At 30.8% G+C, this 20,040-nt stretch carries 17 protein-coding genes; 9 read left to right on the top strand and 8 right to left on the bottom strand.

What is annotated here, in order from left to right; translation table 11 throughout:
* The first annotated feature begins 51 nt into the window (after nucleotides 1–51).
* The 3 genes from KA830_RS11755 to KA830_RS11745 all read left to right on the top strand — a co-directional run bounded on the left by KA830_RS11755 (nucleotide 52) and on the right by KA830_RS11745 (nucleotide 3,212).
* Nucleotides 52–1,161 carry a GAF domain-containing sensor histidine kinase gene (locus KA830_RS11755; RefSeq protein ID WP_046207632.1) on the top strand — a complete coding sequence of 370 codons (1,110 nt, stop codon included), beginning with the start codon at nucleotides 52–54 and terminating at the stop codon, nucleotides 1,159–1,161.
* 21 nt (nucleotides 1,162–1,182) lie between these two features.
* Entirely contained in the window at nucleotides 1,183–1,806 is a 624-nt protein-coding gene (locus tag KA830_RS11750) for a response regulator (protein ID WP_204180397.1), read from the top strand.
* Nucleotides 1,807–1,928: 122 nt separating this feature from the next.
* Nucleotides 1,929–3,212 (top strand): dicarboxylate/amino acid:cation symporter, encoded by a 1,284-nt coding sequence (locus tag KA830_RS11745; RefSeq protein WP_204180396.1) that lies wholly within the window; start codon nucleotides 1,929–1,931, stop codon nucleotides 3,210–3,212.
* A 190-nt stretch (nucleotides 3,213–3,402) separates the two neighbouring features.
* On the opposite strand, the gene KA830_RS11740 is transcribed toward KA830_RS11745, so the two are convergent.
* The 4 genes from KA830_RS11740 to purU form a co-directional block, all read right to left on the bottom strand.
* Entirely contained in the window at nucleotides 3,403–3,714 is a 312-nt protein-coding gene (locus KA830_RS11740; protein WP_225309945.1) for a hypothetical protein, read from the bottom strand.
* Between the two features lie 185 nt (nucleotides 3,715–3,899).
* Nucleotides 3,900–4,649 (bottom strand): pyruvate formate-lyase-activating protein, encoded by a 750-nt coding sequence (pflA, locus tag KA830_RS11735; protein ID WP_046207629.1) that lies wholly within the window; start codon nucleotides 4,647–4,649, stop codon nucleotides 3,900–3,902.
* Nucleotides 4,650–4,672: 23 nt separating this feature from the next.
* Nucleotides 4,673–6,922 carry a formate C-acetyltransferase gene (gene pflB / locus KA830_RS11730; protein ID WP_204180395.1) on the bottom strand — a complete coding sequence of 750 codons (2,250 nt, stop codon included), beginning with the start codon at nucleotides 6,920–6,922 and terminating at the stop codon, nucleotides 4,673–4,675.
* Between the two features lie 498 nt (nucleotides 6,923–7,420).
* Nucleotides 7,421–8,272 (bottom strand): formyltetrahydrofolate deformylase, encoded by an 852-nt coding sequence (purU, locus tag KA830_RS11725; protein ID WP_204180394.1) that lies wholly within the window; start codon nucleotides 8,270–8,272, stop codon nucleotides 7,421–7,423.
* Nucleotides 8,273–8,686: 414 nt separating this feature from the next.
* Here purU and xdrA point away from each other — a divergent pair, with 414 nt between their 5' ends.
* The 6 genes from xdrA (at nucleotide 8,687) to yhaM (ending at nucleotide 16,603) form a co-directional block, all read left to right on the top strand.
* Entirely contained in the window at nucleotides 8,687–9,151 is a 465-nt protein-coding gene (gene xdrA / locus KA830_RS11720; protein ID WP_019468125.1) for an XRE family transcriptional regulator XdrA, read from the top strand.
* A 383-nt stretch (nucleotides 9,152–9,534) separates the two neighbouring features.
* Nucleotides 9,535–10,665: a DUF445 domain-containing protein gene (locus KA830_RS11715; protein WP_210122897.1), complete on the top strand. Its 1,131-nt coding sequence runs from the start codon at nucleotides 9,535–9,537 to the stop codon at nucleotides 10,663–10,665.
* 69 nt (nucleotides 10,666–10,734) lie between these two features.
* Nucleotides 10,735–11,079, top strand: a complete 345-nt coding sequence (locus KA830_RS11710; protein WP_210122892.1) for a YlbF/YmcA family competence regulator — start codon at nucleotides 10,735–10,737, stop codon at nucleotides 11,077–11,079.
* Nucleotides 11,080–11,542: 463 nt separating this feature from the next.
* Entirely contained in the window at nucleotides 11,543–12,727 is a 1,185-nt protein-coding gene (locus KA830_RS11705) for a metallophosphoesterase family protein (protein WP_046207625.1), read from the top strand.
* Nucleotide 12,728: 1 nt separating this feature from the next.
* A complete protein-coding gene (locus tag KA830_RS11700; protein WP_204180391.1) occupies nucleotides 12,729–15,662 on the top strand; it encodes an ATP-binding protein in 2,934 nt (977 codons plus the stop codon).
* Nucleotides 15,662–16,603 carry a 3'-5' exoribonuclease YhaM gene (yhaM, locus tag KA830_RS11695; protein ID WP_046207623.1) on the top strand — a complete coding sequence of 314 codons (942 nt, stop codon included), beginning with the start codon at nucleotides 15,662–15,664 and terminating at the stop codon, nucleotides 16,601–16,603. Before KA830_RS11700 ends, yhaM begins: the two co-directional genes overlap by 1 nt.
* Before the next feature lie 453 nt (nucleotides 16,604–17,056).
* On the opposite strand, the gene prsA is transcribed toward yhaM, so the two are convergent.
* The 4 genes from prsA to KA830_RS11675 all read right to left on the bottom strand — a co-directional run bounded on the left by prsA (nucleotide 17,057) and on the right by KA830_RS11675 (nucleotide 19,921).
* The gene (prsA, locus tag KA830_RS11690) at nucleotides 17,057–18,049 is read right to left on the bottom strand and encodes a peptidylprolyl isomerase PrsA (RefSeq protein WP_046207622.1); all 993 of its coding nucleotides are present in this window, start codon (nucleotides 18,047–18,049) and stop codon (nucleotides 17,057–17,059) included.
* A gap of 147 nt (nucleotides 18,050–18,196) precedes the next feature.
* Complete coding sequence (locus tag KA830_RS11685) at nucleotides 18,197–18,763, bottom strand: DUF3267 domain-containing protein (protein ID WP_204180389.1); 567 nt, start codon at nucleotides 18,761–18,763, stop codon at nucleotides 18,197–18,199.
* A gap of 283 nt (nucleotides 18,764–19,046) precedes the next feature.
* Nucleotides 19,047–19,418: a YtxH domain-containing protein gene (locus KA830_RS11680; RefSeq protein ID WP_204180388.1), complete on the bottom strand. Its 372-nt coding sequence runs from the start codon at nucleotides 19,416–19,418 to the stop codon at nucleotides 19,047–19,049.
* A gap of 77 nt (nucleotides 19,419–19,495) precedes the next feature.
* On the bottom strand, nucleotides 19,496–19,921 hold the full coding sequence (locus KA830_RS11675) for an HIT family protein (RefSeq protein WP_046207619.1): 426 nt from the start codon (nucleotides 19,919–19,921) through the stop codon (nucleotides 19,496–19,498).
* Nucleotides 19,922–20,040: the final 119 nt, after the last annotated feature.

Raw genomic sequence — 20,040 nt, 5'->3', positions numbered from 1 at the left:
CAAACTTGTATAATGTATGTAAATAGTGTTGTTAAAGAATGGACTGGTTAAATGGAAAAACCGACTAGATTAGCATTATTAAAAGAAATTGCTGAATTTTTAAATGAAGAAACAGAAACATATAGTATGCTACAAGGCGCATTGAAATCATTAATTGATGGAAGTGAATTTACAACGGGATGGATTTTTTTCATTGATGATGTGGGGCAGCATGAACTCGTATCATATAATGGTTTGCCAGGCGCATTGGAAAATAACCATTGTCAGTATATGCGAAAAGGAACGTGTTGGTGTGTTCAAGCATATCAAAATAAGAAATTAACGAAGGCTTCAAATATTATAAATTGTTCGAGAATTAATTTAGCGAATCGAGCTTATCATGAAGAAACTGATGGTATTACACACCATGCTACAGTTCCATTAAGATCTGGTGAAGAGCAATTTGGGTTACTTAATGTTGCAACGCCTTATACGAGGAGATATAGCGCAGAAAATTTAGAGTTGTTAGAATCTGTTGCATTACAAATTGGATCAGCGATAAAAAGAATTTTGTTAACAGATCAAGAAAAAGAAGCTGCGCGTATAAGTGAACGTAATAGATTAGCAAGAGATTTACATGATTCTGTAAACCAAATGCTTTTTTCTGTTAAGTTGACAGCACATGCAGCATTAGGAATGACACAAGAAAATGTTTCTCGTAAAGCATTTCAAGTGATTGAAGATACGAGTCAACAAGCAGTTAATGAAATGAGAGCTTTGATATGGCAATTAAAACCCGTTGGATTAGAGCAAGGATTAGTTAATGCGTTAAAACAGTATAGTAAGTTACTACAGTTAGAGTTAGTCGTTAAAGTAGATGGTTTGATTAAGCTGCCAAGTCAAATCGAAGAAAATGTTTATAGAATTGTTCAAGAAGCAATGAATAACACAAAAAAACATAGTGAAACCACTCAAGTTCGGTTAGATTTAGTTCAAGATGATAATTATTTATTGGTTACGATTGCTGATTTTGGAAAAGGTTTTGATAAACATAAATCAAACCTTTATCACTCACATGGTTTAAATAATATGAAACAACGGACTAAACAGATAAGTGGTAATTTGACAATTGAAGGTGAACCAAACAAAGGTACAAAAATTCATATCTCAATACCGTTATAAAGTGTCGAAAGGAAGGTCAAGATGAATCAAATCATTTTGGTAGATGATCACCATATCGTTAGGCAAGGTTTAGAATTTCTATTATCAACAGTTGATGATATAGAGGTTGTTAAAGGTTTTTCAGATGGCAAATCATTTTTAAAATATTTAGAAGCGCATGAATTACCTGATATCGTATTATTAGATTTAGTGATGCCCAATATTAATGGAATAGAAATCACTGAAATTATGAAGCAAAAATATCCAGAAGTTAAAATATTAGTGCTAACCAGTTATGTAGACGATGAACATGTGATTTCGGCAATTGATAAAGGCGCCGATGGTTATGAAATGAAAGATGTTGAACCTGAGAAGTTGATTAAAACAATTAAAAACGTGTTGTCAGGTGAAAAAGTTATCCATCCACAAGCTCAAAGCGTTATGGAGTCAGTAAGTAGTAAACCGCACTATACAAATAAACTATCTAAACGTGAATCTGAAGTCTTGACAGAAATGGCAAAAGGTAAAACAAATAAAGAAATTGCGGAAACTTTATTTGTCTCAGAAAAAACTGTTAAAACCCATGTCAGTCACATATTCGCTAAATTGCAAGTATCTGATCGCACACAAGCGGCGATTTATGCTATGCAGAATAATCTTATATAAATTATTAGATGTTATGTAAATATTATTTTACATAGCATTTTTTTGTCGTGTATATACTTTTGTTTCAAAATGTATAATATTACTATATAATGTAGCTAATAAACATAAAGGGGGATGTTGTTATGAAGACTAAAAATCTTTCATTGAAAATTGTTATAGCGTTAATACTCGGTATAGCAATAGGGTCTATATTTAACATGTTTGCTCAATCAAGTTTTGTGGTCAACGTTGATAAATATGTCTTTAACGTGATTGGGCAAATTTTTCTGAATTTAATTTTCATGTTAGTAGTGCCTGTTGTGTTTGTTTCAATTGTATTAGGTGTAGTAGGGGTGGGTGATCCTAAATTATTAGGCGGTATTGGGTTAAAAACGATTACTTTCTTTTTAACTACTACTGCAATAGCAATTATAATTGGGATTACTTTAGCTTTAGTTTTACAGCCGGGTGAGGGGAAATCAGATTTATTAAAAAGTGAGGATGTATCAAGTTATCAAAAAACATTAGATAAAGAGGATAATTCACAAAGTTCTGCAGCCAATCAATCATTTGATCAAACATTGATTAATCTATTTCCTAAAAATCCGTTACAAGCTATGAGTGAAGAAAATATGTTGCAAATTATTACATTTGCTATTTTCATTGGAATAGGTTTGATTATGGTTGGTTCGAAAGCTGAAGGGGTTTACCGGCTATTTGAGCAAACCAATGAAGTTTTAATGTATATTGTAACGATGATCATGAGCGTGTTTGCACCTATTGGTACTTTTGGTCTTGTTGCACATGCGTTTACAGGAGCAGGGTTTGGAGCTATCCAACAACTTGGTATGTATTTCTTTATAGTGTTGCTTGCGCTATTTATCCATTTCTTTGTTATATATGGTTCAGCAGTGAAATTTATAGCTAAATCAAGTCCACTGAAATTCTTTAAAGATTTTCTTCCGGCAATTACACTTGGTTTCAGTGCTTCGAGTTCTACTGCCACTTTACCAGTGTCGCTTAAATGTACTAAGAATATGGGTGTTAGACCAGAAGTAGCATCTTTTGTACAACCTCTTGGCGCTACAATCAACATGGATGGTACGGCAATCATGCAAGGTGTTGCAACGATATTTATTGCACAAATATCTGGGGTAGAGCTTTCATTTATGCAAATTATAACTGTTGTAGTCATCGCTGTAATAGCATCCATTGGTACTGCAGGTGTCCCTGGGGTTGGACTGATAATGTTAGCGATGGTTTTAAATGCCGTTGGATTGAATCCAGCAGCAATTGGTATTATCTTAGGTATTGATAGATTGTTGGATATGACGAGAACATCTGTCAATATTACAGGTGATGCTGCATGTGCACTAATCATTTCAAAAGCTGAAGATAAAAAATTAGCTGCTAAAAATGAAAGTTAATTAAATAAGAGATATAAATTAAAGATATTTAAAATTTGAGAGTGGCCCTAACATTGAAATATGCTGGCCACTCTTTTTTGTGATACGTGAGAAGTGTTGCAAATGAGTTGTTGATTTATAAAATTTTTTTCTTAAAAAATAAACCATCACTATGATAGTTTAGTATTAGATTAACCTGATAGATGACTTATTAAGAATGAAGTACATTGTACAATTCTACAAATTTTTTACCATCTTTTCTAGGAACCTGATCAAATAGCCAAGGCTCTCCATCAGACTCCATAATCGTTATTCTAAAAGGAGTTAAAGATAGACCAAATTTAACACTTTGAAGTTCATTAAAAGGGAATAAACTTTTGATTTCATGATTTTCAATTATTCCTTTTGCTTTAAACGTAATTTTATCATTATATAACGTCAATATGCCTGGAATCATTTGCGCATTAATAAATTTCATAGAAGCACTGATAGAAATTAGTTTTGTTGAAGAATGATTATTCAAAGAAACATCCCCTTAAAATTTGTTTTAGTTAATATATCATTTTGCATAGTGTTATTCAAATTCGTGTTCATTAACAAAAAAGAAAAGTAGTGAATGATATCTATATTTCAACTGATATCAATTCACTACTTATTTGATGAACTACATTTTAATAAGCGCGATTATTTTAACGTGTCGTAATAAAGTTAAATAGGGGTGTAACCTTTAAAATTTACATATTGATAGGCCTGTTTTACTTCAGCCTCGGTAGGTGCTGTTATTTGATCTAAAGCATAAGTTAAACCTAGTGATTGCCATTTATGCACACCTAATTGGTGATATGGCAGTATTTCAAAGCGCTCAACGTTGTCGAGTGAATTTATAAATTCGCCTAACCGTATCAAATCTTTTTTATCATCTGTGAGACCTGGCACTAGTACATGTCTTATCCAAACGGGTTGATTTTTAAGAGAAAGTGTTTTAGCAAAGTTTAATATATGTGTATTAGGTTGGCCAGTTAATTTGTTATGTTTCATATTATCAATATGTTTAATGTCTAATAATATTAAGTCTGTAAATTTTAGCAAAGCATCTAATTGTTTTTCAAAAGTATGTGTATTTTTCGCTGTACCAGCTGAAGTGTCAATGCAGGTGTGAATATCATGTGCTTTTAATGATTGAAATAAGGCGGTTAAAAATTTGATTTGTAATAATGGTTCACCGCCACTGACTGTCACGCCCCCACCTGATGCATCGAAATATGGTTTGAAAGGAGTTATTTCATTTACCATTTCCTCAACTGTGACTGCGCGTGTATAATCATTTATTTTCCAAGTATCGGGATTATGACAGTATAAACATCTTAATAAACACCCTTGAGTAAATAATATATATCGTAGTCCTGGACCATCAACGGTACCCAAACTTTCAACAGAATGCAAATGTCCTTTTAGCATATAGCGGCCACCTTAAATTCAAATTACATTTTTTCATGGAAAGTACGTGAAATAACATCTAATTGTTGTTCGCGTGTTAATTTAATAAAGTTAACCGCATAACCAGATACGCGAATCGTTAATTGTGGATATGCTTCAGGATGTTCCATTGCATCTAATAGTGTTTCCCTATTAAACACATTAATGTTTAAGTGGTGTCCGTGTTGCATAGCATAGCCATCCAACATACTTGTGAGATTTTTACATTGATCATTACTTTCCTTACCTAGTGATTTTGGAACGATACTAAATGTATTGGATATGCCGTCTTTACAACAATCATAAGGTATTTTTGCAACTGTACTTAATGATGAAAGTGCACCTTTTTGGTCGCGTCCATGCATCGGGTTTGCACCTGGTGCAAAGGGTTCTCCGGCTTTACGTCCATCTGGTGTATTTCCTGTCTTTTTACCATATACTACATTTGATGTTATCGTTAACACACTCATCGTATGTTCTGAATTACGATAAGTTTTATGACTACGTAATTTTGTCATAAAGCGTTCTACAAGGTCGATTGCTAAATCATCAACACGTGCGTCATTATTACCATATTTTGGGAAATCACCTTCGATTTCAAAATCTGTTACAACGCCATTTTCATTTCGAATAGGTTTTACTTTTGCATATTTGATTGCAGATAATGAATCTGCAGCAACAGAAAGACCAGCTATACCTGTAGCCATTGTTCTAATGATATTTGTATCATGCAGTGCCATCTCAATACGTTCATAACTATATTTATCATGCATATAATGGATGACATTAAGTGAATTAATATATACTCCAGCTAACCAATCCATCATTTTATCAAATTTTTCAAATACCTCATCGAAGTTGAGTACTTCTGATTTTATACTTTCATATGATGGTCCGACTTGTTGACCTGATTTTTCATCTATGCCACCATTAATCGCATATAATAAAGTTTTTGCTAAATTAGCACGAGCACCAAAAAATTGCATTTGTTTTCCAATCGTCATAGCAGATACACAGCATGCAATACCATAATCATCACCATAAGATTCTCTCATTAAGTCATCATTTTCATATTGAATTGCGCTTGTTTTTATACTCATTTTTGCACAATATGTTTTAAAATTGTCAGGTAGGCGAACTGACCATAATACTGTGAGGTTTGGTTCAGGTGCTGGACCTAAATTATCTAGTGAATGTAAGAAACGGAAAGAGTTTTTAGTTACCAATGCACGTCCATCAATACCTACACCTCCAATTGATTCTGTTACCCAAGTAGGGTCACCAGAAAATAATTCGTTATAATCAGGTGTTCGAGCAAATTTAACGATACGTAATTTCATAATAAAATGGTCAATGATTTCTTGTACTTCACGTTCTGTAATCAATCCATTGTTTAAATCTCTTTCAGCATAGATATCTAAAAATGTTGAAGTACGGCCTAAGCTCATAGCTGCACCGTTTTGTTCTTTAATGGCAGCTAAATATGCTAAGTATAACCATTGTACTGCTTCTTTAAAGTTATAGGCTGGGCGACTTAAATCAAATCCATAAATATTGCCTAATGTTTTTAATTCATTTAATGCACGGTATTGTTCAGATAACTCTTCGCGTAATCGAATAACATCTTCTGACATTTCTTTAGACATATTATTGAAATCTTCCATTTTTTTCTGCAATAAGAAGTCCACACCATATAAAGCCACTCTACGGTAGTCGCCAATAATACGGCCACGACCGTAGGCATCTGGAAGTCCTGTAATAATTCCAGCTTTTCTACAATTTAGCATTTCTTTTGAGTATGCATCGAATACACCTTGATTATGTGTTTTACGATAATCAGTAAATATTTTTTCAGTTTCACTATCTAGGTCATAACCATACGCTTCGCAAGCTGCTTTTGCCATACGAATGCCACCAAAAGGTTGCATCGAACGTTTGAATGGTTTATCGGTTTGGACCCCAACAATGCTTTCTAATTCTTTATTTAGATAACCTGCCTCGTGAGAAGTGATGGTAGAAGGAACTTTTGTGTCCATGTCCCACATTCCACCGCGATCACGCTCTTCTTTAGACAATTGCATGACTTGATCCCAAAGCTGAGTTGTTGCCTCTGTAGGACTTGCTAAAAATTGATCATCACCTTCGTACAATGTGTAATTGAGTTGAATAAATTCTCTTACATCTACATGATGTTGCCAGCGACCTTTTTTAAAATCATTCCATGCTGTGGATTGCATATTATTTTCTTTTAACATATCATTACCTCCAAAAGTATGTTATTTTTTTCACAATAATTATATCATTTGTTTTGTTAAAAAAATCACAAAGTTTTTGAATAATTTTAATCTAAAATGTGAAAGCTTTTGGAATCTGTATTAAAAAGTAATACACTTAATATCAATTGTAGTTCTGTTATAGAACAGTTTTTAATGTGTATATAATGATATGTCATACACAAAACAATATATAAAGTAGATTGGCAAAGGTGTTTAGTAAAAAGTGAAAACAACCATAAATTAAAGTTAAGTAGTGTTGATTGGTTGAGGAATTATAATTATTTAATTGCACAGCTTAACGAAGACGCGTTGATATACTATTAATTTTTTAAGAAGGGATATTGTAAAAGTTAAAATTAAAGAAAGTAAGTAAGATGCTTAAAAATGTCAAAGTTTCTTTTTAAAGTTGTTGAGATTGCGTTGCGCTTCGAATAAAAAGACCTGAGGCAGATATCGGTCTCAGGTCTTTTAAAGTTTTTAATTAAAAACAATTGTCTTACTATTTGCAGTCACAATTATCTTATGCAGCACATGATATTCGACAGCTTGAGCTAACACACTTGATTCAACATGCCGACCAATTTTACGTAAATCTTGTACATTATACCGATGATTAATTCGTATAACGTCTTGATCTATAATAGGGCCCTCATCCAAGTCAGAAGTAACATAATGACTTGTTGCTCCGACCAATTTGACACCGCGTTCCCATGCTTGTTTATAAGGGTTAGCACCTATAAATGATGGTAGGAATGAGTGATGAATATTGATGATTTGGTTTGGATAGTGACTGACAAAATGGTCGGATAGTATTTGCATGTATTTTGCTAACACGATGAGTTCAACTTGATGTTCAGAACAAACATCTAGTATTTTTCTTTCCACAATCGCTTTATCTTCGTTGCTAGGTATGTAATAAAAAGGGATATGAAGCGTTTCTGCGAATTGCCTATTGTTTTCATGATTACTAACGATACACACAATTTCGGCAGGCAATTCATTTCTGTTAACACGTAATAAAATTTCGTTGAAAGCATGATCTTCCTTAGAAACAAAAAGTGCTATTTTTGTATGTTGTTGATTGTCAAAGAGTTTAAAATCTATTTGATGTGTTTGCAACGTTGTTTCTAAATCTTCTTTCAATGATGGTACATTTTCAAATTCCAATCTCAAATATAATTGACCTGTAGCATTTGGTGAATGGTCATATTCTGTAAAATGATCTAAATGTAGAATATTAGAATCATATTGAGCAATTTTATTAGTAATTAGTGAAGTAATACCGACTTTATCTGTACAAGTTGCAAGTAATATATATTTCTCTGTCATTTTTTTACACCTCAATTATCAAAGTAACCCTGATTATAATGAAAATTCTGAAAAATGTAAACAAATGATTAATTTCGATTATTTAAGGCAAATGGTATGCCAAAAAGTTAAATTTAAGATATAATAATAAATGGTGTTTTTATATCAAAAGAGTAATAAGTGAAAAATATAATCACATTTCATACTTGTTATGCGCTTACAATAAAAGTACTAAAAATGTTTAAGTTAATTATAAGATATAAGATTGATTATTTAGATAATTTCGCAAATAATAAAAAACAACGAAAATATCATTTCGCTCTTTTATTTTATCGCAAATTGTATTAAGATGTAATTTGTGTTTCAAGAAACGTGTATTATTGCAATTTCTTGTGTCCGGATAAAATATTCTTTTATGAAAGGTAGATTAAAGTAATGGATAGACAGAGTTTTACAGATTTAATTCAAACAAAATTTAAAATGGTGCGCATTGAAGCGGGTTATACTCAAGATACGATGGCACAAACAATTGGTCTTTCAAAAAAGACACTAGTACAAATTGAAAAAGAGAGAGTATTGCCAAACTGGACAACATGTGTGTCAATTTGTGCATTATTTAGAGATTCTGATGTTCTAAATAGTACTTTCGGATGCGACCCATTAGAAATGGTACAAACAATTTCACGTAACCATTGTGCGTATCCAAATCATTCTACAACAAGTGATATATATTGGAACACAGTTGATACCCGTAACGGCTATATTTTACAAAGCAACAAAGTAAGTGATATCTACCGTGTACTAAATCAGGAAACACAACCTATTTTTGGTACTTCTAAATTAAGAGAAGCTGAAACATATTTTGGTAGAGTTTCTAAAGAAGAATTAATGCACGTATAAATAAATGTACTGTGTGATAGAAGAATCATTATTTATAACATTAACTAATAAAGTTATAGCGTATATATTGAATGGTTTAGTCACTATAGTTAATTGAAATTGGTCTTAAACTAATACAGTTTTTGAACCTTATTAAAAAGATACATCATTGTAAGAGCGAACATTGGAAATCAAATGTTGATTGGTTTCTAAATCGCTCTTTTTTTATTTCTGAATTTATACTAACAAAATAAACATACTAGCAGTCCATGCTTGCAAACAATTTTGTTTAGGAAATAACAAATAGTATACACATTTTTATGTTATATGTTATACAATGTAAAAATGACTGATATGATTGTACCTTCAGTTTATAACAAATTTTATTTGAAGGAGAATTAACTATGCACGCTTTTTTAATAATTATAGCGATGATGATTATTGGAGCAATAATAGGTGGCGTCACAAATGTAATTGCTGTAAGAATGTTATTTCATCCGTTTAAAACTTATTATATTTTTAATAGACGAATTCCTTTTACGCCCGGGTTAATACCAAAAAGAAGAACAGAAATTGCAGATAAAATTGGACAAGTTATTGAAGAACACTTATTAACTGAAACGTTAATTAAGTCAAAATTAAATGCACCTAAATCAAGAGAAGCAATCGAATCATTAATCGTAAAACAGATTCAAAAATTAAAAACAGAGCATGTGACGATTCAATCGTTGACGAAAAGTTTCGATGTTGATGTTGTACAGGTTACTAATGATAAAATGTATTCCGTTATCAATAATAAATTAGAACAATATTATGCTGAACATAAAGAAACCCCTATAAATCAACTGATTCCTTCAGATATTGAAGAAAATATTGATGCAAAGGTAGATGGGGTGCCTGAGTTATTATTTGAACGCGCACGTGTTTATCTTAAATCGGAAAAAGGTGCTGCTGATATAGCATCTATGTTAGATACTTTCTTTAATGAGAAAGGTAAAATCGTAGGTTTGCTACAGATGTTTATGACAAGAGAAAGTATTGCAGATCGAATACAACATGAATTGATTAGATTAACAAATCACCCCAAAGCTAAAGCAATTGCAAAACAGATTATTGAAAATGAATACGCTACATTTAAATCAAAAGCGTTAGTAGATGTCATCAATGAAGATCAATTCGACTCGCTTAAGGTAACGGTTACCGATTTACTAATAAACTATGCAAACATAGATAGTATATCGAATCGACCATTGAAAGAATTAATGCCAGAATTTATAACATTCTTAGAAACAAAAATTTCAAAACAACTTACGGAATTAATTATTGATAAAGGATCTAAGCATATTTCTCCAATCATGAAAAAAGTTAACCTAAGACAAATGGTTGAAGAACAAATAAATTCATTTGATTTAGCATATATTGAACGTTTAATCATAGATATCGCAAATAAAGAGTTGAAATTAATTATGCTTTTAGGCTTTCTATTAGGTGGCATCATAGGTTTATTACAAGGCATAATTGCAATTTTTGTATAACATATTAAATTATGTTATTGTAATATCGATGTGGTTATAACACATATACAAATAAAGGAGTGAAGCACAGTGGCAGTAAATTTATACGATCATGCAAATCAATTAGAACAAGCTTTAAGAGAAAGTGATGAATATCAAGCAATACAAAAAGCTTATGCTAAAGTAAAAGAAAATGATGAATCAAAAACACTTTTTGATGAATTCCGCGAAACACAATTAAACTTCCAACAAAAACAAATGCAAGGTGAAGAAATTGGTGAAGAGGAATTACAAAAAGCTCAAGAACAAGCACAAAAAATCGAAAATGATTCTAACATTTCAGAATTAATGGCTGCTGAGCAAAACATGAGCCAAGTATTCCAAGAAATTAATCAAATCATTGTTAAACCTTTAGATGAAATTTACGCTGACTAATTAATTAATCAGAATGATTATTTTAAAAGTAATCTAAAGTTCTTATAAAAATTTAAAAATATTTAATATGTTGCCATATAATGATTTTCAAAATTAATATATGCCAACAACCATAGTTTGAAGGAATATATGTACTTTTATTCAAGCATAAGTATGATAAACTCAATATATTGAGAAATGAAATACAAAAGAATTGATGCCAATAAATGAATTCTTTAATTGCTGGATAATCGTTCATGTTTTATTCAATGAATCATGGTTAATATTGAATTTAAAGCTGAGACATTTATTTATGTTTCAGCTTTTTTGTTTTATCGACTGTACAATAGTCGGTGTGGTAAAATAAAGAGATACGAGGTATTAGCGTGTACATAGGTGTTAGTCCATTTTTTAAGTCTCAATATCAATGCCTGTTTTTCATGCTTTTTATAAAAACCTTTAAATAAAGGAGAACTATAAATATATGGTTAAATTTATTCATTGTGCAGATTTACATTTAGATAGTCCATTTAAGTCTAGAAGCTACTTAAGTCAATCGATATTTGAAGATATGCAAAAAAGCGCATATGAAAGTTTCAAAAAAATCGTGGATTTAGCGTTAAATGAAGAAGTAGATTTTATGATTATAGCAGGGGATTTATTTGATAGTCATAACAGAACCCTCCGTGCTGAAGTGTTCTTAAAAGAGCAATTTGAAAGACTGGCAAAAGAACAAATATTTGTTTATCTTTGTCATGGTAATCATGATCCATTATCTTCATCTATAGGAACTGAGTGGCCAGATAACGTTTCGGTTTTTTCTGAAAATGTAGAAACATATCAAACAATTACTAAAAACGGTGAAGAAATATATTTACATGGTTTCAGTTATCAAAATGAAGCGAGCTATGAAAATAAACTTGATGCCTATCCGTCAAGTCAAGGTCAAAAAGGTATTCACATAGGTATTTTGCATGGTACATATAGCAAAACGAACACAAAAGACCGATATACTGAATTTAGATTAGAAGATTTAAACAATAAACTTTATCATTATTGGGCACTTGGTCATATACACGAGCGACAACAACTAAGCGATATGCCTCAAATTCATTATCCAGGTAATATTCAAGGTCGTCATTTCAAAGAAACTGGAGAAAAAGGTTGCCTATTAATAGAGGGCGATGATTTACATCTAAATGCTAAATTTGTGCCAACACAGTTTATCCGTTTTGAAAAGGCTGAAATAGATACAAACATGACTTCAAAACAAGGTTTGTTTGACGCAATACAAGATTTTAAATCACAAGTTAGAGCTGAAGGAAAAGCAATTTATCAATTAGTAGTAAATGTCAATTCAGATGAAATTATTTCTGATCAAGATTTAATGCAAGTGCATGAAATGATTAGTGAATATGAAGAAAATGAGCATAATTTTGTGTTTATAGAAGATTTGAATATAAAGAATAAAGATGATGAAAAAACGACCCTTGTCAAAGAATTTTCAGCAGATTTGATAGAAGATAATTCAGTTTATGAGTTAGCTATGAATGATTTATATCTTAATCCAAAAGCTTCCAAATACCTAGAAAATTATGATGATTTTGATCGTCGAGAATTAATTAAACGCGCTGAATTATTATTAAAGTCAGATATGAGGGGGGAGTAAAATGAAGATTAAATCATTAGATATATATGGTTATGGTAGATTCATTCAAAGATCCATTCAGTTTGATGAAAATTTTACAGAAATTTATGGGGAAAATGAGTCAGGTAAGTCTACGATACAGGCATTTATACATTCCATTCTTTTTGGGTTTCCAACTAAGAAAGAAAATGAACCACGACTAGAGCCACGTTTAGGCAATCAATACGGCGGAAAACTTACATTGATTCAAGATGATGGTTCTTTGATAGAAATTGAACGTATCAAAGGTGCAGCAACTGGAGACGTTAAAGTTTATCTACCGAATGGTGCCATTAAAGATGAAAGCTGGTTAAAGAAAGAACTTAATTTTATCTCAAAACGTACATATCAAGGTATATTTTCATTTGATGTCTTAGGACTACAAAATATTCATAAAAATATGGATGAAAAACAATTACAAAACTATTTACTCCAGGCTGGTGCATTAGGATCAACAGAATTTACTAGCATGCGTGAGATTTTGAATGATAAAAAAGAAGCGCTATATAAGAAAAATGGCAGAAATCCAATTATTAACCAACAGCTTGAAGAGTTGAAGTCATTAGAGCGACAAATTCGAGAAGAAGAAGAAAAATTGTCATCTTACAAACGTTTAGTAGACGATAAAGATAAAGCAGATCGACGCTTAGAAAATTTGAAACAGAATTTAAACCAATTGTCTAAAATGCATGATCGTAAACAAAAGGAATTAGCTTTACATGAGCAAACGCAAGAATGGAAAACATTGGAAACCCAATTAAATATAGAACCTGTCACATTTCCTGAACAAGGCATCGATCGCTATGAATCTGCAAAAATTCAAACACAAAATTTAAAAAGAGATATTGGCTTAAGAGAAGAACGATTAACGCATTTAAAAAGTGAAAATGAAAAAATCAATGTACCTAAGCAATCTGATATTGATGCTTTTAACCATATACAACAACAAGAAAATGAAATTAAACAAAAAGAATACGAATTAAAATCAGTTAAAAAAGAAATTCAAGATAAAGAACGTGAAAAATCAGGCTTGAAGTCTAATATCGGATGGCAAGATGTTTACCATGAAGTCGACAGTTCAGAGGCAATGAAGAGTCATGTAAGCGATCAAATTAAAAATAAGCAAGAACAGACTGCTTTTATTCAACAATTAGAACGCAATATTGAAGAAAATAAAATTGATAAAGAAACAAATCAAACTGAGATGGATGCATTAGAAAAAGATATTGTGTCTGATGAAAACTATGAAAAGAAAAAACAATATAACAATCGTGTATTCGAACTACAAGAGAAAAATAATTTATATCAAAAAATGAAAGAAGCTTTTGATAAAGAACAACAAGAAAATGAACGTAAACAAAATATTTTTCGATTTGCATTCGTTATATTAGCAGTTGTTGGTGTTGGATTAACTATCTTTTCATTTATTTCAGCTAATTTGGTCTTCGGTATTGTATTTGCATTACTATCTCTTGTATTTATCGTGGGTATCTTCTTAGTTAAATCGAAAGAGATAGGACATAGTGAAACATTTTCTAATGAAATTGAAGATTTGCAACACCAAATTAATGATTTAGAAGCCAATTATAATTTGGACTTTGATTTGGATGATCAAAATAGAATTCGCGAGCAATTCCATAATGCTATTAAAACGAAAGAGGCATTAGATAAAAAAGCAAATTATTTATCTTCCAATTTAGAATCTGCACAACAACAATACTCAAAGTCAGAGAATGAGATCAACCAAATTAAAGATGAATTACATTTATCTGATAAAATTTCAGACGAACTCATTATTGATAGTATTGCGACGATGAATAAAATTAAGGATTATGACAATCATACTGTTGAATTGAACGAGCAAAAAATTGAGTTACAACAGGCATTAGATACATTTTATGAACATGCAAAAACAGTAACCCAAAATCAATTTACTTCTTTCAACACATTATCTTTATTTCATGACGTAAATCAATGGTTAAAAGAAGAAACAACTAATTTAGATAAATGGAATAGGAATCAAGAACAAATCACATTAATAGAAAGTGAATTATCACAGCTTAAACATCGCTTACATGAGAATAATAATGTGATATCACAGTTATTTAACTTTGTAAGTGCAAATGATGAAGAATCGTATTATCATCAGCATGCTCAATATCAGGCTTATCATCAACAATTAAACCGCTTTAATGATTTAACGAAATATCTAGAAAACCAAAATTATAATTACGAAGCTAGTTCTATGCTGAGTCAAAAAACATATGCTCAACTATCTGAAGAAGATGAAGTGTTAGAAAGACAAGTTGATCATTATAATGATCAATATTTAGAAATGCAGTCAGAAGTCAGTGATTTAAAAGCTAAAATCACGGATATGGAAACAGACAAAACGTTAGCGGATTTACGTCATAAGTTCCATATTTTGAAAAATAGAGTGAATGATGAAGCAAAAGATTGGGCAAGTCTTAGTTACTTACAATCTTTAGTGGAAGGACATATTAAACAAATTAAAGATAAGCGTTTACCACAAGTGATAAATGAAGCAACAGAAATCTTTGCACATTTAACAAATGGAAATTATGTACAAGTAACTTATGCGAATGAAGATTTAATGGTAAAACAAGTGAATGGTCAAATGTACGAACCAATTGAATTAAGCCAGTCTACTAAAGAAATACTATATATCGCATTGCGTTTAAGTTTAATTAAAACATTAAAACCTTACTATCCATTCCCTGTAATTATTGATGATGCATTTGTACATTTTGATAAACATAGAAAAGAAACGATGATGAATTATCTAAGACAAATGCCTAATGATTATCAAATTTTATACTTTACATGTGTCAAAGATACAAGTGTGCCTTCAAAACAAATTATTACTTTGAATAAACCTGAGGAAGGCGGTAAATAATGAGAAATGTAGAAAAATTAAATCCTGGAGATTCAGTTGATCACTATTTCTTGATTCATAAAGCGACACAAGGCGTAACTGCTCAAGGAAAAGACTATATGACGATATATCTTCAAGATAAAAGTGGGGACATCGAAGCCAAATTATGGACTGCTACAAAGGAAGATATGCGTGTTTTAGAACCAGAAAAAATCGTACACGTTATTGGTGATGTTATTAATTATCGTGGTCGTAAACAGATGAAAATTAATAAAATTAAATTAGCTTCAGATGAAGCAGATTTAAACATACATGATTTCGTAGACGGCGCGCCACTCACACCAGAAGAAATCAAAGAAGAAGTCTCTCATTATATGTTAGAGATTGAAAATGCAAATTTACAACGCATTACAAGACATTTATTGCGTAAATATCAAACAGAATTTTTTACATTTCCTGCAGCAAGTACACATCATCATAATTTTTCAAGTGGGTTAAGTTATCATGTATTAACAATGTTACGGGTCGCAAAATCTATTTGTGATATATATCCACTTTTAAACCGCAGTTTATTATATAGTTCTATTATTTTACATGACCTAGGTAAAGTTAAAGAATTAAGTGGTCCTGTTGCAACAACATATACGGTTGAAGGTAATTTGCTGGGCCACATCTCTATTGCCAGTGATGAAGTAGCAGATGCTGCACGAGAATTAAATATAGAAGGTGAAGAGGTATTATTACTGCGTCACATGATTTTAGCACATCATGGAAAAATGGAATTTGGCTCTCCGAAACTACCACATATGAAAGAGGCAGAAATTTTGTTTTTCATCGATAACATTGATGCAAAAATGAATATGTTTGAAAAAGCATATAAGAAAACGCCAAAAGGTCAATTTACTGAACGTATTTTTGGGCTTGAGGGTAGACAATTTTACAATCCAACATCTTTAGATTAAGCGATACGGAAAATATACGCTTAAAAAAATAAAATTGAAACATTTGGAAAGTAAAGGACTAATCCAAATTTTGATATGCTCCCTTCAAAGTTTACATTTTTAAGTGTCTACTTTGAAGGGAGCAGTTCATTAGCGTGGATTAGTCTTTTTTATATGTAAAATCATTCGTTTCTGACCGTGATTATTTACAATTAATATGTCGTATTAGAAGGTAAGAAGTAGGGGGTGAGATAATCGTTTTCTATTCATGAGCATCGTATGATTTGATATAAGTAGATTGAATATGTGTTTATCCTGTGTTATATATCAGCGCAAGAGATAAAATACAATCGTCTCGAAAAATATGTGTACAAGCATAATTAATAAGTAAATATAAGTTAGTTTCATTAATAAAAAAACAAGGCAAATGCCCTAGAAATTAGCATTTGCCTTGTTTATTTATGAATTATGATTCTATTGTCCAGAGGTCATACCAGCTCCACCTTGTTGCATCGCTTGCTGTTGTTGCTGTTGTTGTTGTTGCTGTTTAATTTTATCTGGGTCTAGAATAGAATCTTCAATAGCTTTTTTAATATCTCTATCTTTATAATCTACTTTGTATTCATCTAACAGTTCTTTATAAGCGTCTGTTAGTAATTTAGGACTTTTTTGTACTTTTTGTTGGATTAATTGCGATTTTAGCTTACCTTTTTCTTTATCAAAGTCATTTTCTTTATCTGCTTTAATAATATGGTAACCATAATCTGTTTTAACTACTTTTGAAACGTCGCCTTCTTTAAGTTTGAAGAGCGCCTTTTCAAAATCTTTTTCCATTTGTCCTTTGATAACATATCCTAAGCTACCATCTTTTTTAGCCGAAGATTTATCCATTGATTCTTTTTTGGCAATTTCTCCAAATTTGTCAGGATTTTCTGATACTTGTTTTTGGATTTTTTCTGCTTTTGCTTTTGCATCTTTATCTGATAAACCTTCTTTGTCATCTTTATTCTCTTTAACTTTAATTAAAATATGCGAACCTTTTTTAGTAGATTCTTTAATTTCTTTATCAGAAATATTCACTTTATCGTTCAGTAGTGCCTTTTGATATGATTGTAATTTTTTTTGCTCTTTATAGTCACTAAGTGACATTTTTTGTTGTTTTAACATACTTTCAAATTGATCTTTGCCACCGTATTGTTTTTGTTCTTTTTCAACTTCTTTATCAATATCTTTCGTGTCTATTTTATCTTTATACTTATCTGCTAACAATTTATTTAATAATATAGAAAAAGATGTGTTTGCAACTTGCTCATCACCCATTTTATCCATTACATCTTCAACTTTAACATCGCCAGCTTTTGATGAAATAATTGTATCTTCTTTAGAATCTGTAGCGCTATTACCACAAGCACCTAATAATAATGCACTAGCAGTAACAGGAATTATAACTTTTTTAAATGTTTTCATGATTGGGAACTCCTTTTGTAAGAATAACAACGTAAATATAACATATAAAGTCGTTTTCACCAATTAGAAACCTAATATATACGACTATAGTTGTAACCATTTTATATAAAAAAGAGCGAATAAAAAAAAGCAAACATTGCTGTTTGCTTAATCAAATTCATGATTCGTATAAGGTGATACTTTGTTTAAAATATTAATACCAGTTTGATGTTCTTCAACATAAGTACCTTCATTTGAAAATAATATGATCTTTAAATAAAGAAAATCCATAACCGAATAACCTAAATTCAAAGCAATTAAAAACATTAAATAATGACCATATTGAGGGATGATAGTACTTATAAATGTGCAAACAATCGTTATAAATAAAGCTGGTGTGATTAAATCAAAACAAAAATAATATTTATTAACAGGTGTATTTACATACACATTATAAAAAGGCACAGACTTATGTTTTACTAATTTATATTTTTTAAATGACTTACGATAGGGATAGAAAAACAATAAGTGGATTAATTTATGTAAAGGGTACAAAAGCACTACTAAAATTAAAAATATTAAAAAGTGGTCGTCTGTTAATTTGGTATTTGAAAAGAAGTATAAAAGTTCGTATGCAATTAAAAATGTGATAATTGTAGTAACAAAACTAAGGAAAGCAATTCTAGGTATGCCAAAACGAGCGTTAATATCTATTTGACGTGTACATAAATACATTACGCAATCATACTCCTTTTTAAAATTTATTGAATATACTTTCGTATTATCTAACGTATTCTTACAGTCGTCAAGTTTAACTTTAAGTTAATTTTAGAGTTTGAAAAGTTCTCAAAACACTATAATGTAAGGATATTATAGTTTTTAATCAAAGAAAGATGAGTGTACTATATATTTTTTAATTCAGCATCATTTTAAAGACATAGATGTTTTTATTGTAATAAAGAAAAGAGTTATAACTCAGGTTTTCAAGTGAGTTATAACTCTTAGTTAATTGAGTTAATTATTTGTCTTTTTCAAATGCTTTTGAAATTTCTTCGCCACGATTTTGTAAATTTTCAATATGGGATTGCAAATTTTCAATATTAGGATCGATATCAGATTTAAAATCACCAATCATCGTTTTCACTTCATCACCAATAGTACTGCCAATTTCAGTACTTTCTGATTTGATTTGTGAAATGTAATTTACAATATCATTGACGTTTTGCTTTATAGTGTTGATTTCTTTATCAAATTCAGATTCAGCACCCGTAGGTCTGCGCGCTTCTGTCTCAAATTGGTTTAAATTTTTCTTATCACGATTCATTAATGCAACACCAATTCCAGTTGCAACACCAGCACCAAGACCTAGTAATAATTGAGCTGTTTTCATAAAAATTCTCCTCATTTCTAAAATTTCTGAGTCATTAATATTTTTAATATACCCTTTATCATATCAGGTAAGCATAATTAATTAAATTGTGCTGCAATTTCTTGTGCAATTTTTTTCTTTTGTTCATCGCCTATGCTTTCTTCATGTGTTTCCCATTTATAACCAAAACCATCTACTTCATTTTCATATCTTGGTAACAGATGAAAATGTAAATGGAAGACAGATTGATCGGCAAATTCACCATTATTTTGTATAATATTTAGACCATCAGGGTTAAATGCTTTTTTGATTGCGTTTGCTACTTTAGGTAAAGCAACGCCTATATGTTTCATTGTTTCACTATCCGTTTCAAAGATATTTGCAGAAACTTTTTTAGGAACTAATAAAGTATGACCTTTGGTCACTTGAGAGATGTCTAAAAATGCATAAACATATTCATCTTCATATACTTTATAACTAGGAATTTCACCATTAATTATTTTACTAAAGATTGTTTCAGACATAAATTTTCACTCCTTGTCAGATGTTTAGTAACTATTATAGCATTACTGATTAAATTCCGTCATTTTTTGAAGTAACTTTATGAACAATGTTTGATTTTTGATACAATACTATTTGTGGA

The sequence above is a fragment of the Staphylococcus sp. GDY8P119P genome, assembly GCF_017892075.1.
In the GTDB taxonomy this organism is placed as follows: domain Bacteria; phylum Bacillota; class Bacilli; order Staphylococcales; family Staphylococcaceae; genus Staphylococcus; species Staphylococcus ureilyticus.
Note: the sequence above shows the minus strand (reverse complement) of the source record. Positions and strands in the feature narration are given on the sequence as shown.